Here is a 15233-nt window from a genome sequence, read left to right as displayed (position 1 = left end):
GGTGGAGGGCGGTCCCGCGACAGTGCTGGTGGTCGACGACAGTCGCACCAAGCGCTACCTGCTGGTGAGCTGGCTGACCCGGGCCGGCTTCCAGGTGCTGGAGGCGGAGACCGGCAAGGAGGCGCTGGAACGGGTCGGCACCGACCCGGTCGAACTGGTGGTGCTCGACGTACGCCTGCCCGACCTGAGCGGCTTCGAGGTCTGCGAACGGATCAAGGCCAGTCAGCCGGCCCTGCCCGTCATCCACGTCTCCGCACACGCCGTCGACGTGGTCGACCGGGCGCAGGGCCTGACCCGGGGCGCGGACGCGTACCTCGCCGAGCCGATCGAACCGGACGAGCTGGTGGCCACCGCCCACGCGGTGCTGCGCTACTACCGGGCCCGCAGACGGGCCGAACTCTTCGCCGAGCGGCTCGCCCGGCTCGCCGAGACCACCGTCGCGGTGCACGCCGCGCCGACCTTCGTCCGCCTGCTCGAGGAGGCCGCGGTCGGCGCGGCGGAGATCTTCCGTACCCCCGCCGCCGTGGTGGCCGAGACCTTCGACGGGGACTGCCTGGCCGGGGTCTGCCCCGGCCCCGGCGAGGCGGGCGGCGTCGTCCCGTGGACGGTGGACGACGCCGGTGTGCCGACCGGGACGACGGTACGCATCGACGAGCCGTCCGACTGGAACCTGGCCGACTGGCCGGCCGGCGACCGGCTGGCGGTCGCCGCCGCCCGGCTGCGGGAGGACCGCGCCCCGCTCTACGTGGTGGTGCCGGCCGGGGTGCAGGTCCCGGGCATGCCGGTGCTGGTGCAGCTCGCCCAGGCGGTGGCGGCGGCCGTCGAGGCGCAGCGCTCCTACGACGAGGAACACCGCATCGCGGTCACCCTCCAGCGCAGTCTGCTGCCCCGCCGGATCCCGGTGATCAACGGCCTGGACCTCGCCGTCCGGTACGAGCCGGCGAGCGCGCAGACCGAGGTGGGCGGGGACTTCTACGAGCTGGTGATGCTCGACGGGCACCTGCTGATGGCGATCGGCGACGTCGCCGGCCACTCGTTGCACGCCGCCACGGTGATGGCCGAGCTGCGCCACGCGGTGCGCGCGTACGCGGTCGAGGGGCACCAGCCGGGGGAGATCCTGCACCGGGTCAACGAGCTGATGCGGCGACTGCTCCCGCACGAGCTGGCCACCATCTGCGTGCTGCTGCTGGAGCCGACCACCGGTCACGTCCGGATGGCCAGCGCCGGTCACCTGCCACCGCTGCTCGCCGTGGACGGGCAGGTGGACTTCCTCCAGCACAGCGCCCCGCTGCTCGGGGTCCGGGCCACCCGTCCGCCGGACCTGGAGTTCGTGGTGCCACCCGGGGCGACGCTGGTGCTCTACACCGACGGGCTGATCGAGCGCCGGGACGCCACCATCGACGAGGGACTGGCCGCCCTGTCCGCGCAGGCCGCCCGGGTCGAGCCGGACCTGGACGCCTTCTGCGCGCGCCTGCTGCGCGAACTCGCCCCTCCGGAGATCCACGACGACGTCGCCGTGCTCGCCCTCCGGCGCCGCTGAACCACCCCACGCGCTACCGGGGGTGCAGGGAGCGGACGTAGGCGGTCGGGGTGACACCGGTGACGGCGGTGAAGTCGCGGACCAGGTGGGCCTGGTCGCTGTAGCCGAGGTCGGCGGCGAGCGTCGCCCAGTCCGGCACCCCGACGGCGGCCTGCTCGATCGCCTCCTGGAGTCGGTAGCGCCGGATCACCCACTTCGGTCCGACCCCGACGTACCCGACGAAGAGCCGCTGGAGACGGCGGGTGGAGAGTCCGTGCCGGCGGGCCAGGTCGTCCACCCGGAGGATGCCCCGGTCGGTGCGGATCTCGTCGGCCAGCCGCATCGCCTCGTCGGCCGACGGGTCCGGCTCCGGTGCCCGGCCGAGGAGGAAGTCGTCGAGCGCGCGGCGCCGGTCGTCGTCGTCCCCGGCACAGACCTCGGCCGGGTCGGGCGCCGGCACGAGGGGGAGTCGACGATCGGTCAGCTCGGCGACCGGACGCCGCCAGAACGGCCGGAAGCCACCCGGCCGGAACTGGACACCGCAGACCCGGCCGCTGCCGGCCAGGGTGATCGAGAAGAGCCGCCGCGCGACGCCGGAGACCTCGACCGAGCCGGGGGCCCGGACGGATGCGGAGCCGTCCTCGGAGCCGGGGGACGGGACCGGGCCGGAGCGGTCGTCGTCGTGCCGGAACACCAGGTTCACCGCCGGATGCGGTACGACCCGTTGCGTGAACGCCGCGGTCACGTTCCAGTCCACGAACCAGTAGTGCTCGACGTACCGGCGCAGCGGGGCGGCGGACAGGTACCGGCGGAAGCGCAGATCACGGTGGAGCCGAGCCGGGTCGAGGATGCCCCGGTCGTCGTTCCGCGGCTCGTGTCGCATTCCTTCAAGACCACCCTCATACGCTGCCCGTATGGCAACAAAGACTAGTGACCTGCTGACCGCCGCCGCCCCGGAGACGGTGGCGGTGGTCCGGGGCATCTCCGACGCCCACCTCGACCTGCCCACCCCGTGCCGGGAGTACGCCGTCCGCGACCTGCTCGGCCACCTGTTCCAGGTGGTGGTCAACTTCCAGGGGCTGGCCGCCCGCCGCCCCGTCGACTGGTCGGCGCAGCCGGACCTGCTGACCGGCGACTGGCGGGACCGGTTCGCTGTCGAGACCGAGCGCGTGATCCGGGCCTGGTCGGAGCCGTCCGCTCTGGAGGGGGTGTCCCCCGGGATGGGCCTGCCGCAGGAGGTCGTCGGGGGCATGCTGCTGCTCGACCTCACGGTGCACGGCTGGGATCTGGCCCGGTCGACCGGCCAGCCGTACCGGGGTGATCCCGCGGTCGTGGCCGAACTGCTCGACCTGGTCGCCCGGCTCGCGCCGACGGCCCGCGAGCGGGGCGTGTTCGGCCCGGCGGTGGAGCCCGGCGACCCCGGCGACGACCTCTCCCGTCTGCTCGGCCTGACCGGCCGTGACCCGGCCCGGTCGCCGGCGGGCTGACCCGGTGCCCGTCCGGCGGGCAGTATGGCGGGATGGACCTGGTCTCGCTCGCCGACATCCGCGCCGCCGCCCACGCGGTCGCGCCGACCGTGCTGCGTACCCCGTTGTTGCGAACCCGGTGGGACGACCGGCTGTGGTTGAAACCGGAGAGCCTGCAACCGGTCGGTTCGTTCAAGCTGCGCGGCGCGGCGCACGCGGTGGCCCGCCTCGACCCCGCCGGACGGGCGCGCGGTGTGGTCACCCACTCCTCCGGTAACCACGGTCAGGCCCTGGCGTACGCGGCGCGGGCGGCCGGGGTTCCCTGCACGGTCGTGGTGCCGGAGGGCGCGCCCACGGTCAAGGTCGACCAGATGCGGGCGCTCGGGGCCGAGGTGGTGCCGGTGGCCCGGGAACGGCGGGGCGCCGAGGCCGACCGGATCGCCGCCGCGACCGGCGCGGTCCTCGTGCCGCCCTTCGACGACCGGCGGGTCATCGCCGGCCAGGGCACCGTCGGGCTGGAGATCGTCGAGGACCTGCCCGACGTGGACGTGGTGCTGGTGCCGGTGGGCGGCGGTGGCCTCTCCTCCGGGGTCGCCACGGCGGTACGGGCGTTGCGCCCGTCCGCCGTGGTGGTCGGGGTGGAGCCGGCGCTGGCCGCCGAGGCGCGGGACTCGCTCGCGGCGGGTGAGGTGGTGGTCTGGGGCGAGGAACGCACCTACCGGACCTGCGCCGACGGACTACGGCTGCCGCTGTCCCCGCTGACCTTCGCCCACCTGCGGGACCGCCTCGACGGCATCGTCACCGTCACCGAGGACGAGATCCGGGCGGCGATGGGGCGGCTGGCCCGCGACGCCCGGCTGGTGGCCGAGCCGAGCGGCGCGGTGGCGCTCGCCGCCCGGCTGTTCCACGCCGACGACCTGCCGGCCGGTCGTACCGTCGCGGTGGTCAGCGGCGGCAACGTCGACCCGGACGTGTTCGCCGCCGCACTCTCCGCCCCACCTCAGCCGTGACCCGCTCCGTCGCCCCGGCGGCGGTTACGCCGGGGTGACGGGGCGCGGCGGGGCGGGCAGCAGGTCGGTACCCGGGGGCGCCGGCTCAGCGGTGCCCGAGGCGGTCGAGGATCCAGGCGTTGACGAAGGCCTCCTCTTTCCAGGCGTCGTACCGGCCGCTCGGGCCGCCGTGCCCGGCACCCATCTCGGTCCTGAGCAGGTAGTCGCCCTGCGGCGCGACCGCGCGCAGTCGGGCGATCCACTTGGCCGGCTCGTGGTAGAGGACCCGGGTGTCGTTGAGGCTGGTCACCGCGAGGATCGCCGGATAGTCGACGGGCGCGACGTTCTCGTACGGGGTGTACGACTTCATGTAGGCGTACACCTCCGGGTCGGCCAGCGGGTTGCCCCACTCCTCCCACTCGGTGACGGTCAGCGGCAGCGACGGGTCGAGGATGCTGGTGAGCGCGTCCACGAAGGGCACCTGCGCGACGATGCCGGTGAAGGCGTCCGGGGCGAGGTTCGCCACCGCGCCCATCAGCAGGCCACCGGCGGACGCGCCGCGGGCGACCAGCCGGTCCGGAGCCGTCCAGCCCGCCTTGACCAGGTGCTGGGCGCAGGCCACGAAGTCGGTGAAGGTGTTCTTCTTGGCCAGCAGCTTGCCCTCGTCGTACCAGCGCCGGCCCAGCTCACCGCCGCCCCGGACGTGGGCCACCGCGAACACCACACCCCGGTCCAGCAGGGAGAGCCGGGGAATGGAGAACCACGGGTCGATGCTCGCCTCGTACGAGCCGTAGCCGTAGACGAGGCAGGGGGCGGAGCCGTCCTTCGGGGTGCCGGCCCGGTAGACCAGCGAGATCGGGATGCGGGTGCCGTCGTCGGCGAGGGCCCAGTCGCGGTGCTGCTCGTACCCGGCCGGGTCGTACTCCCGCCCGTCCGGGCCGGGCAGCACCGGCTTCCGCTTGCGCAGGACCATCTCGCGGGTGACCAGGTCGAAGTCGTAGACCGACTCGGGGCTCACCAGCGAGCTGTAGCGGAACCGGATCTGCCGGGTGCGGTACTCCGGGTTCGCGTCGAGGCCGACGCTGTAGAGCGGCTCGGGAAAGTCGATGTCGTACCAGTCGGTGCTGCCGTCGGTGAGCACCCGCAGGCCGGTGAGCCCGTTGCTGCGCAGCGAGATGACCAGGTGGTCGGCGAAGGCGTCCACCGCCTCCAGCCGGGTGCCGGGGGCGTGCTCGATCATCGGCACCCAGTCGCCGGGGGCGTCCGCCGAGGTGTACGCCAGCGCGAAGTCCTCCGCGCCGTCGTTGTGCAGGATCAGGAAGCGGTGCCCGTGGTGCTCGACGGAGTACTCGACGCCCTGCCGGCGCGGGGCGATGACGGCCGGTTCGCCGGTCGGGTTGCCGGCCGGGATGACCCGTACCTCGCTGGTGACCTTGCTGTGGATGTCGATCAGGATGAACCGCTCGGAGCGGGTCAGCTCGACGCCCACCCAGAACCGCTCGTCAGCCTCCTCGTGGACGACGACGTCCGCGCTCGCCGGGGTGCCGATGGTGTGCCGCCACACCCGGTTCGGCCGCCACGACTCGTCCACGGTGACGTAGAAGAGGGCGGAGCCGTCGGCGGACCAGGCGGTGCCGTAGAAGGTGTCCGGCACCTCGTCGGTGAGCACCTCGCCGGTGGTGAGGTCCTTGACCCGCAACGTGTACCGCTCGTCCCCGGCGAAGTCCGTCGAGTACGCCAGCCAGCGCCCGTCCGGGCTGACGTCGTACGCGCCGAGGGAGAAGAAGTCGTGCCCCTCGGCGAGCTGGTTGCCGTCGAGCAGCACCTCCTCCCCGTCCAGGGGCGCGCCGTCGACGCTGACCGGGGGCTCGGTCTCGCCGTCGCGGACCGGCCGCCGGCACTGGATGCCGTACTGCTGGCCCTCGACGCTGCGGCTGTAGTACCAGTACCCGCCCTTGCGGGCCGGCACCGAGAGGTCGGTCTCCTGGGTGCGCCGCCGGGTCTCCTCGAACAGGGTGGCGCGCAGGTCGGCCAGGTGGGCGGTGCGCGCCTCGGTGTAGCTGTTCTCGGCGGTCAGGTGGGCGATGGTCTCCGGGGCGTCCTTGTCGGCGAGCCAGGCGTACTCGTCGACGACCGTGTCTCCGTGGTGGACACGCTCGGTGGGGACGCGCCTGGCGACGGGCGCGGGGGTCTCGGTGGTCACGCCGTCACGTTACCGGCCGGGAAGCCGGGACCGGGGTGCGTGTCGACGTCCGGTTTCGCCCCACGGCTGTTCGTACACCTGTACGATTACCGTCATGTCGGGATCCCTGCCTTCGGCCCTCCGTGCCGGTTCGGCCGACGTCATCCGTCGGCTCGTCGAGATCTGCGGTCCGCCCTTCGCCCGCCCCGCCGGCCCCGCCGACGAGGTCGCCGGGCGGCCGGCCGGCTGGGTGGCGGTGCCGGGCGACGCCCGCGCCGCGGCCGAGGTGCTGCGGCTGGCCGCCGCGCATGACCTGACCGTGGTGCCCCGGGGCGCCGGCACCAAGATCGACTGGGGTGCCGTGCCGGACCGGGTGGACATCATGCTCGACACCGGCCGGCTCGCCGGTATCCGTTCCCCGACCGGTCCCGGCTGGCACGGGTCGATTGGTGCCGGCCCGGCCGGCGCCGGCCAGCCGGGCCCCGTCGGGCGGTTCGGTGGCCGGCACCGCCGGACCGAGAGCGGTGCCGACCCGTCCGCTTCGGTGGTCGAGGTCGGCGCGGGCACCCCGCTGCGCGCCGTGCAGGCCGCGCTGGAGCGGACGGGCCGGCGTCTGGCGCTGGACGCCCCGTCGCCCGGGGCGACCGTCGGCGGTGTGCTCGCCGCGGACGAGGCCGGTCCGCTGCGCCTGCGGTACGGCACCCCCGGCGACCAACTGGTCGACCTGCGCTACCTGACCGCCGACGGTGAACTGGTCGAGTCCGGCGGCGGCGCGTCCGGCCCGGAGCTGGCCCGGCTGCTCTGCGGCTCGCACGGCGGGCTCGGCGTGCTGGTCTCGGCCACCCTGCGGGTCCAGCCCCTGCCACCCCGCCGCGTCTGGGTCACCCGGCCGGTCTGGACGCCGCTGGAGGTGCACGAGCTGATCCGCGCCGTGCTGTCGGCCGGGCTCCGGCCCGCCGCCATCGAGCTGGACCTGCCCGCCTCGCGTCGCCTCCCGGCGCCCCGCACCCCTGTCTCCGGCCCCGCCTGGTCGGGCCATCCGGCGGGCTCGGCCCGCGCCGCCCACCCGGCCGGTTCCGGCCGCGCCGCCCACCCGGCCGGCGCGGCGCGTTCCTCCCCGCCCGCCAGCCGGTCCGCCCCGCCCGCCGCCGGTGACCTGGTGATGCTGCTGGAGGGCGGCTCGGCCGACGTGGTCGAGCGGGCCCGCCACCTGGTCAGGCTGCTCGGTGCGGAAGCCACCGTCGCCGATGTCCCGCCCGACTGGTGGCGGCACTATCCGTTCCGGCCGGACGACATCGCGCTCCGGGTCGACGTCCCCCTCACCGACCTGCACGCCGCCATCTACGCGCTGCGGGACGCGGTGGGCGCCCCGGTTCCGGTACGCGGCTCGGTCGGTCGCGGCGTGGCCCATGCCGTGCTGCCCGGCGACACGCCGGTGGAACGGGTGGCCTCGGTCCTCACCGCGGTCCGGCAGGTGCTCCTGTCCCGCGAGGGCCGTTGCGTGGTGCTGTCGGCGCCGCCCGCCGTCCGGCAGGGTGTCGACCTCTGGGGCGACCTGCCGGCCCGGTCCCGGTTGCGCGCGGCCAAGCAGCACCTCGACCCGCACCACCGGCTCGCCCCCGGCCGCCTCCCCGGCGGCCTCTGACCCGACGACCGGCCGGAGCCGACCTCCGGCCCGATGACCGGCCCGAGCCGATCTTCCGGCCCGGCGACCGTTTCGAGCCGGCCTCCGAGCCGGCGACCGTCCCGAGCCGGCCTCCGGCCCGGCGACCGTCCCGAGCCGGCCTCCGGCCCGGCGACCGTCATGAGCCGGCTCTCGGCTGGCGGCTCAGACCGCGTCGTTCCTGATGACCAGCACGGCGATGTCGTCCCGGGGCGGCTCCGGAGAGAAGTTGATCGCGGTGGAGCGCAGCCGCGCGGCGACCACGTCCGCCGAGTATCCGGCGAGCGGGGCGGCGGCCTCCCGCAGTCGGTCGGGGCCGAAGAGTTCCCGGCCGCGCCGCCGTTCGGTCACCCCGTCGGTGTAGAAGATCAGCGCGTCGCCCGGTTCGAGCGGGAGGACCGAGGCCGGCGAGGTGATCGCGTCGAGCAGCCCGAGCGCGGTCCCGCCGGTGCCGACGAAGGACGCCCCGCCCGCGCTGCGCAGCAGCACCGGCCGGTCGTGCCCGGCGAGGTGCAGCGACACGTCGAGCTGGTTGCCCTCGCCCGGCCCGATCGCCGCCAGCGCGAGGGTGCAGTACCGTCCCCCGCCCCGCTGGACCAGGGTCTCGTTGAGCCGGGTCAGTGCCTCCGGCAGCGGCTTGCCGTCCCCGACCAGTACCCGGATCACGTCGCGGACCAGCCCGGTCACCGCGGCGGCCTGGACACCCTTGCCGGAGACGTCCCCGATCACCACCAGCCAGCGGCCGTCCGGCAGCGGCAGCACGTCGTAGAAGTCGCCCCCGACCTCGGCGTCGTCCCCGGTCGGGACGTACTCGGCGGCGAAGCCGATGCCCTCGATCACCGGCAGCACCGGCGGCAGCAGCGACTGTTGCAGGGTCTGCGCCACCCGGCGCCGCTCGGCGTGGATGCGGGCGTTCTCGATCGCCAACGCGGCCCGCCGGGCCACGTCCTCCAGTACGGCGACCTCGTCCGGATCGTGGCGGTGGCGCTGGTGCCGACCGACAGCGAGAGTGCCGAGCCGCTGCCCCCGGGCGACCAGGGGCACCGCGAAGCCCTCCATCGGCCCGTTCAGCGGCACCTGTGAACCGACCCGGATCGCCTCGCGCAGCCGGGCCTGGATCGACTCCGGGCCGGTCTCCCGGAAAACCTGGTGCAGGTGGGGCAGGACCGACTCGTCGACGTGACTGGCCGCCGCCAGGTTGAGCCGCCCCCACTCGTCGGTGATGTGCACCGCGCACCACTGCCCGAGCCGGGGCACCACGAGCTGCGGGACGAGCGCCATGGTCAACTCGACGTCGAGGGACTGGGCGAGCAGTTCACTCGCCTCGGCCAGGAAGGTCAACCAGGCCTGCCGGCGGACGTCGGCCCGGCGCAGCCGGTCGTTCTCGAGGTGCAGGGAGAGTCGTTCGGCGGTCAACGCGGCGAGCGGGTGCGCGTACGCCGAGGGCACCGCGTCCAGCTCCAGCTCCCCGGAGTACGGCCGCTGCACCGACAGCGGCACCCGGAGCAGATCGCTGTCGGTGCGCGGCGGCCGACCGTACCGGCCCAGCACCTGGGTGCCCTGACCGTCGCCCCGGTCCAGCCGGACCAGCCCACCGGTGGCCCCCACCATCGTGGCGACCCGGGCCAGCAGGTCGGTGGCGAAGTCGGGGAGCGGATCGTCGGCGTACGGGTCGGGGCGGGTCTGCATCAGTTCGCTCATCGCGGCGGCGCTCGGCCCGCTGGTCACCACCGGGTTGCCGTCGCCGTCGGTCCCGGCCGAACACGGGGAGAGCCGCCGGCCCTCGGCGAGCGCGTCCCGACGCGGCGGGGAGCCGTCGGGACGGTCCAGCCGGAACCAGACGCCCTTGCCGGAGGGGAGGTAGGTCGTCCCCCAGCAGCTTGCGAAGTGGTCGACCAGGAGCAGGCCCCGGCCCCGCTCGGCGACCTCGGCGATGTCCGCCGAGTCGTTGCGCATCCCGACGGTCAGTTCGTCCACCGGCCCCGGCGCGTAGTCGGAGACCATCACGCTCAGTCCCACCTGGTCGGCGACCACCTCGATGTCCAGCTCGGTACGGGCGTGCTCGACCGCGTTGGTGGAGAGTTCGGTGGTCAGCAGGAGCGCCTCGTTGAGCAGCTCCTCCAGGTGCGCCTCGGCGAGCACCGAGCGGACGACCGCCCGAGCGGTGGCGGGTGTGCGGCGGTCGGCGGGCAGTCGGACCCGTCGCACGTGCTCGTTCGGGCCATCGGTCGTCGGCCCCGCCTCCGCTGCCACCCTCGTATCCTCCCCTTCCGTTTGCCGGGAAGCCAAGCGGGTCGACGCCCGCTCGTGCCCCGGGCGCGTCGTTCCGCCCCCGGTGTCACCGCGACCGGTTCCGTCCGGGTCGCGCCGGGCGGTGCCGGCTCGGCGGGCGGCAGCGGCGGGAGCGGCGGGGGAGATGCGCAGCTCTCGTGCGGGCACAATGATGGGATGGCCGGCACGAGCCTGGAGGCCCCCGAGCTGAGCGAGGAACGATGACGACGGCGAGAACCCCGGTCGGCGCGGACTCCGCGGCGTACGACCACGAGGCTGTCCTCGGCGAGCTGGCAGCGGCGCTGCGGCGGGTCGGTCAGGGCGATTTCAAGGTCCGGCTGCCCCGGCGGGCGGGCGTGGTCGGTGACGTGGTCGACGCCTTCAACGACGTGGTGTCGTTGCAGGAGCGGCAGTACTTCGACATGCGCCGGATCAGCCGGATCGTCGGCCGGGAGGGCCGGCTCACCGAGCGGCTCGACGAGGAGGGGCTGGACGGCTCGTGGGCGGAGGGGCAGCGGGCGGTCAACTCGCTCATCGACGACCTGGGCCGCCCCACCACCGAGATCGCGCGGGTGATCGTGGCGGTCGCCGACGGTGACCTCTCTCAGCACATGGCGCTGGAGATGGACGGCCGCCCGCTGCGGGGCGAGTTCCTGCACATCGGCCGCACCGTGAACACGATGGTGGACCAGCTCTCCTCGTTCTCCAGTGAGGTGACCCGGGTGGCCCGCGAGGTGGGCACCGAGGGCAAGCTCGGTGGTCAGGCGGACGTACGCGGCGTCGCGGGCACCTGGAAGGACCTCACCGACTCGGTGAACACCATGGCGTCGAACCTCACCGACCAGGTGCGGTCGATCTCGCAGGTGGCCACGGCGATGTCCCGGGGCGACCTGTCGCAGAAGATCACCGTGTCGGCGAAGGGTGAGGTCGCCGAGCTGGCACACACCATGAACGGGCTCACCGACACGCTCCGGCTCTTCGCCGAGCAGGTGACCCGGGTGGCCCGTGAGGTGGGCACCGAGGGCAAGCTGGGTGGTCAGGCCGAGGTGCCGAACGTCGCCGGCACCTGGAAGGACCTGACCGACAGCGTCAACTCGATGGCGTCGAACCTGACCGCCCAGGTGCGGAACATCGCGCAGGTCTCCACCGCGGTCGCCCGGGGCGACCTCTCCCAGAAGATCACCGTCGCCGCGCAGGGCGAGATCCTGGAACTGAAGGACACCGTCAACACGATGGTGGACCAGTTGTCGTCGTTCGCCGACGAGGTGACCCGGGTGGCCCGTGAGGTGGGTACCGAGGGCAAGTTGGGTGGTCAGGCCCAGGTGCGCGGCGTCTCCGGCACCTGGCGGGACCTGACCGAGAACGTCAACCAGCTCGCCGGCAACCTGACCAGCCAGGTCCGGAACATCTCCCAGGTCTCCACGGCCGTCGCCAAGGGCGACCTCAGCCAGAAGATCACCGTCGACGCCCGGGGCGAGATCCTGGAGTTGAAGAACACGGTCAACACGATGGTGGACCAGTTGTCGTCGTTCGCCGACGAGGTGACCCGGGTCGCGCGCGAGGTGGGTACCGAGGGCAAGCTGGGTGGTCAGGCCCAGGTCAAGGGCGTCTCGGGTACGTGGCGGGACCTGACCGACAACGTGAACTCGATGGCGTCGAACCTGACGTCGCAGGTGCGCAACATCGCCTCGGTGACCACCGCCGTGGCCAAGGGCGACCTGTCGCAGAAGATCACCGTTGACGCCCGGGGCGAGATCCTGGAGCTGAAGTCGACCGTGAACACGATGGTGGACCAGTTGTCGTCGTTCGCCGACGAGGTGACCCGGGTGGCCCGCGAGGTGGGCACCGAGGGCAAGCTCGGTGGTCAGGCCCAGGTCCGGGGCGTCGCCGGCACCTGGCGGGACCTGACCGACAACGTGAACTCGATGGCGTCGAACCTGACCGCCCAGGTGCGGAACATCGCGCAGGTCTCCACCGCGGTCGCCAAGGGTGACCTGTCGCAGAAGATCACCGTGGACGCGCAGGGCGAGATCCTGGAGTTGAAGAACACCGTCAACACGATGGTGGACCAGTTGTCGTCGTTCGCCGACGAGGTGACCCGGGTCGCCCGCGAGGTGGGCACCGAGGGTAAGCTGGGTGGTCAGGCCCAGGTCAAGGGCGTCTCGGGTACGTGGCGGGACCTGACCGACAACGTGAACTCGATGGCGTCGAACCTGACGTCGCAGGTGCGCAACATCGCCTCGGTGACCACCGCCGTGGCCAAGGGCGACCTCGGCCAGAAGATCACCGTGGACGCGCAGGGCGAGATCCTGGAGTTGAAGAACACGGTCAACACGATGGTGGACCAGTTGTCGTCGTTCGCCGACGAGGTGACCCGGGTCGCCCGTGAGGTCGGCATCGAGGGCAAGTTGGGTGGTCAGGCCCAGGTGAAGGGGGTTTCCGGCACCTGGCGGGACCTCACCGAGAACGTCAACCAGCTCGCCTCCACCCTGACCACCCAGCTCCGGGCGATCTCCCAGGTCTCCACCTCGGTGACCCGCGGCGACCTGACCCAGCGGATCGCGGTCAAGGCGCAGGGCGAGGTCGCCGAGCTGAAGGACAACATCAACCAGATGATCGTCACCCTCCGGGAGACGACGAAGAAGAACGCCGAGCAGGGCTGGCTGGACTCCAACCAGGCCCGGATCGGCGGTCTCCTCCAGGGGCAGCGCGACCTGGGCGAGGTCTGCCGCATGATCATGATGGAGGTGACCCCGCTGGTCGACGCCCAGCTCGGCGCCTTCTTCCTCGCCGAGACCTCGGACGGCGTCACCCGGCTGCGGCTCACCGCCTCCTACGGGTACGTCGCCCGGGGACACGAGGTCACCTTCGGTCCCGGTGAGGGCCTGGTCGGGCAGGCCGCCCTCTCCCGCCGCACCATCCGGGTCAGCGCGGTTCCGGACGGCACCATCACCCTGCGGTCCGGCCTGGCCGAGACGAACCCGGCCGACCTGGTGGTCCTCCCCGTCCTCTTCGAGGGGGAACTGCTCGGGGTGATCGAGTTCGCCAGCGTGGCGACCTTCTCCGACCTGCACCTCTCCTTCCTGGAGCGGCTGGTGCTGACGATCGGCATCGCGGTCAACACCATCCAGGCCAACCGGCGTACGGAGGAGCTGCTCTCCCAGTCCCAGCGGCTCGCCCTGGAGTTGCAGGAGCAGTCGGCGGAGTTGCAGCGCACCAACGCCGAACTGGAGGACAAGGCCCAGCTGCTCTCCGAGCAGAAGGGCAACATCGAGACCAAGAACCGGGAGATCGAGCTGGCCCGGCTCGGCTTGGAGGAGAAGGCGCAGCAGCTCACCCGGGCCTCGGCGTACAAGTCGGAGTTCCTGGCGAACATGAGCCATGAGCTGCGGACGCCGTTGAACTCGCTGCTGCTGCTGGCCCGGCTGCTCGCCGAGAACTCGGAGCAGAACCTCACCCCGAAGCAGACCGAGTTCGCCCGGACGATCCACAGCGCCGGCTCGGACCTGCTCTCGCTGATCGACGACATCCTCGACCTGTCGAAGATCGAGGCCGGCCGGATGGACGTCCAGCCGGTCGAGGTGCGCTTCTCCGAGATCCGGGGCTACGTCGAGCAGGCGTTCAAGCCGCAGGCCGAGGAGAAGGGGCTCGACTTCCGGGTCGAGATCGCCCCGGATCTGCCGACCACCGTGGTCACCGACGCCCAGCGGTTGCAGCAGATCCTGCGCAACCTGCTCTCCAACGCGGTCAAGTTCACCGACACCGGGACGGTCACCCTCCGGATCGGGCCGGCGGCGGAGAACGTGGTCTTCGACGTGCCGGCGCTGACCAACGCCCGGCAGGTGATCGCCTTCATGGTGGTGGACACCGGGATCGGCATCCCCGACGACAAGCTGTCGTTGATCTTCGAGGCGTTCCAGCAGGCCGACGGCACCACCAGCCGCCGGTACGGTGGCACCGGGCTCGGGCTCTCCATCAGCCGGGACCTGGCCCGCCTGCTCGGTGGCACGATCGCCGTCGCCTCCGCGCCCGGACAGGGGTCGACCTTCACCCTCTTCGTCCCCGACGTGCTGGCTCCGGACGCGGTGGTCGCCCCGCTGCCGCCCTCGCCGGCCCGCGCCGGGCTGCCCTCGTCGCTGCTGATGCCCCCGCCGGAGCTGCCGAAGCCGCCGGAGGGCCCGACGACGCGGCGGCTGGAGGGGGCCACCGTACTGATCGTCGACGACGACGTCCGTAACGTCTTCGCCCTGACCAGTGCGTTGGAGCTGCACGGGATGGCCGTGCTCTACTCGGACAACGGCGCGGACGGGGTCCGGCTGCTCGCCGAGCACCCGGAGGTGGACATCGTGCTGATGGACGCCATGATGCCGGACCAGGACGGGTACGAGACGACCCGCTCGATCCGGCGCAACCACCGCTTCGCCGACCTCCCGATCGTCTTCCTGACCGCGAAGGCGATGCCCGGCGACCGGGAGTCCGCCCTGGCGGCGGGTGGCAGCGACTACATCACCAAGCCGGTCGACCTGGACGAGTTGATCGAGCTGATGTCGTCCTGGATCAGCGGCAGCCGACACGAGGAGAAGCAGTGAACCCGATGGCCAAGGCGCTGCTGGTCGACGACCGGCGGGAGAACCTGATGGCCCTGGAGGCGATCCTCCAGGGCCTGCCGGTGCAGTCGGTGGCCGTCGAGAGCGGCGAGGCGGCGCTGAAACAGCTCCTGGTGGACGACTTCGCGGTGATCCTGCTCGACGCCCAGATGCCGGACATGGACGGCTTCGAGACCGCCGGGCACATCAAGCGTCGCGAACGCACCCGGCACATCCCGATCATCTTTCTCACCGCCGCCGACCGGGACGCCCAGCTCGCCCTGCGCGGGTACGCCGTCGGCGCGGTCGACTACCTGACCAAACCGTTCGACCCGTGGGTACTGCGGGCCAAGGTGTCGGTCTTCGTCGACCTGTGGTCGAAGACCCGGCAGCTCGCCGCCCAGTCCGAGCTGGTCCGCGACCGCGAGGCGCAGTGGCGGGTGCTCACCGACGCGGTCGACGAGGCGACCACGCTGCTGCGCTCCGACGACCCCGAGGCCCGGGACCGCGCCGTCGAGCTGCTGGAGCAGGCCCGCTGGGGCACCCCGCTCTGAGGC

9 protein-coding genes are annotated in these 15233 nt (G+C 72.8%); 6 read left to right on the top strand and 3 right to left on the bottom strand.

Annotation, left to right across the window (positions count from 1 at the left end):
* Position 1 precedes the first annotated feature (1 nt).
* A complete protein-coding gene (locus AB0F58_RS04135) occupies positions 2–1540 on the top strand; it encodes a SpoIIE family protein phosphatase (protein WP_357137609.1) in 1539 nt (512 codons plus the stop codon).
* A 13-nt stretch (positions 1541–1553) separates the two neighbouring features.
* On the opposite strand, the gene AB0F58_RS04130 is transcribed toward AB0F58_RS04135, so the two are convergent.
* A complete protein-coding gene (locus tag AB0F58_RS04130; RefSeq protein ID WP_357137606.1) occupies positions 1554–2402 on the bottom strand; it encodes an AraC family transcriptional regulator in 849 nt (282 codons plus the stop codon).
* Between the two features lie 31 nt (positions 2403–2433).
* On the opposite strand from AB0F58_RS04130, the gene AB0F58_RS04125 reads away from it, so the two are divergent.
* Together AB0F58_RS04125 and AB0F58_RS04120 are read left to right on the top strand one after the other, a co-directional pair.
* Positions 2434–3006: a TIGR03086 family metal-binding protein gene (locus tag AB0F58_RS04125; RefSeq protein WP_357137603.1), complete on the top strand. Its 573-nt coding sequence runs from the start codon at positions 2434–2436 to the stop codon at positions 3004–3006.
* 32 nt (positions 3007–3038) lie between these two features.
* Positions 3039–3995 carry a threonine/serine dehydratase gene (locus AB0F58_RS04120; protein WP_357137601.1) on the top strand — a complete coding sequence of 319 codons (957 nt, stop codon included), beginning with the start codon at positions 3039–3041 and terminating at the stop codon, positions 3993–3995.
* An 85-nt stretch (positions 3996–4080) separates the two neighbouring features.
* Here AB0F58_RS04120 and AB0F58_RS04115 read toward each other — a convergent pair whose 3' ends face one another.
* Positions 4081–6177 carry a S9 family peptidase gene (locus tag AB0F58_RS04115; protein WP_357137598.1) on the bottom strand — a complete coding sequence of 699 codons (2097 nt, stop codon included), beginning with the start codon at positions 6175–6177 and terminating at the stop codon, positions 4081–4083.
* Between the two features lie 94 nt (positions 6178–6271).
* Here AB0F58_RS04115 and AB0F58_RS04110 point away from each other — a divergent pair, with 94 nt between their 5' ends.
* On the top strand, positions 6272–7801 hold the full coding sequence (locus AB0F58_RS04110) for an FAD-binding oxidoreductase (RefSeq protein WP_357137595.1): 1530 nt from the start codon (positions 6272–6274) through the stop codon (positions 7799–7801).
* Positions 7802–7984: 183 nt separating this feature from the next.
* On the opposite strand, the gene AB0F58_RS04105 is transcribed toward AB0F58_RS04110, so the two are convergent.
* Entirely contained in the window at positions 7985–10072 is a 2088-nt protein-coding gene (locus tag AB0F58_RS04105; protein ID WP_357137592.1) for a SpoIIE family protein phosphatase, read from the bottom strand.
* Between the two features lie 239 nt (positions 10073–10311).
* Here AB0F58_RS04105 and AB0F58_RS04100 point away from each other — a divergent pair, with 239 nt between their 5' ends.
* Entirely contained in the window at positions 10312–14679 is a 4368-nt protein-coding gene (locus AB0F58_RS04100; RefSeq protein ID WP_357137589.1) for a HAMP domain-containing protein, read from the top strand.
* Positions 14676–15230 carry a response regulator gene (locus AB0F58_RS04095; protein ID WP_357137586.1) on the top strand — a complete coding sequence of 185 codons (555 nt, stop codon included), beginning with the start codon at positions 14676–14678 and terminating at the stop codon, positions 15228–15230. The genes AB0F58_RS04100 and AB0F58_RS04095 overlap by 4 nt, the downstream gene beginning before the upstream one ends.
* The last annotated feature ends 3 nt before the right edge of the window (positions 15231–15233 follow it).

This window comes from Micromonospora sp. NPDC023956 (assembly GCF_040639195.1).
Classification (GTDB): Bacteria; Actinomycetota; Actinomycetes; order Mycobacteriales; family Micromonosporaceae; genus Micromonospora.
This window is presented reverse-complemented; position numbering and strand designations above follow the sequence as displayed.

Coding starts and splice junctions, on each gene's coding strand:
- AB0F58_RS04130 (WP_357137606.1), bottom strand. CDS start 2,402: ATGCGACACGAGCCGCGGAACGACGACCGGGGCATCCTCGACCCGGCT.
- AB0F58_RS04125 (WP_357137603.1), top strand. CDS start 2,434: ATGGCAACAAAGACTAGTGACCTGCTGACCGCCGCCGCCCCGGAGACG.
- AB0F58_RS04120 (WP_357137601.1), top strand. CDS start 3,039: ATGGACCTGGTCTCGCTCGCCGACATCCGCGCCGCCGCCCACGCGGTC.
- AB0F58_RS04110 (WP_357137595.1), top strand. CDS start 6,272: ATGTCGGGATCCCTGCCTTCGGCCCTCCGTGCCGGTTCGGCCGACGTC.
- AB0F58_RS04100 (WP_357137589.1), top strand. CDS start 10,312: ATGACGACGGCGAGAACCCCGGTCGGCGCGGACTCCGCGGCGTACGAC.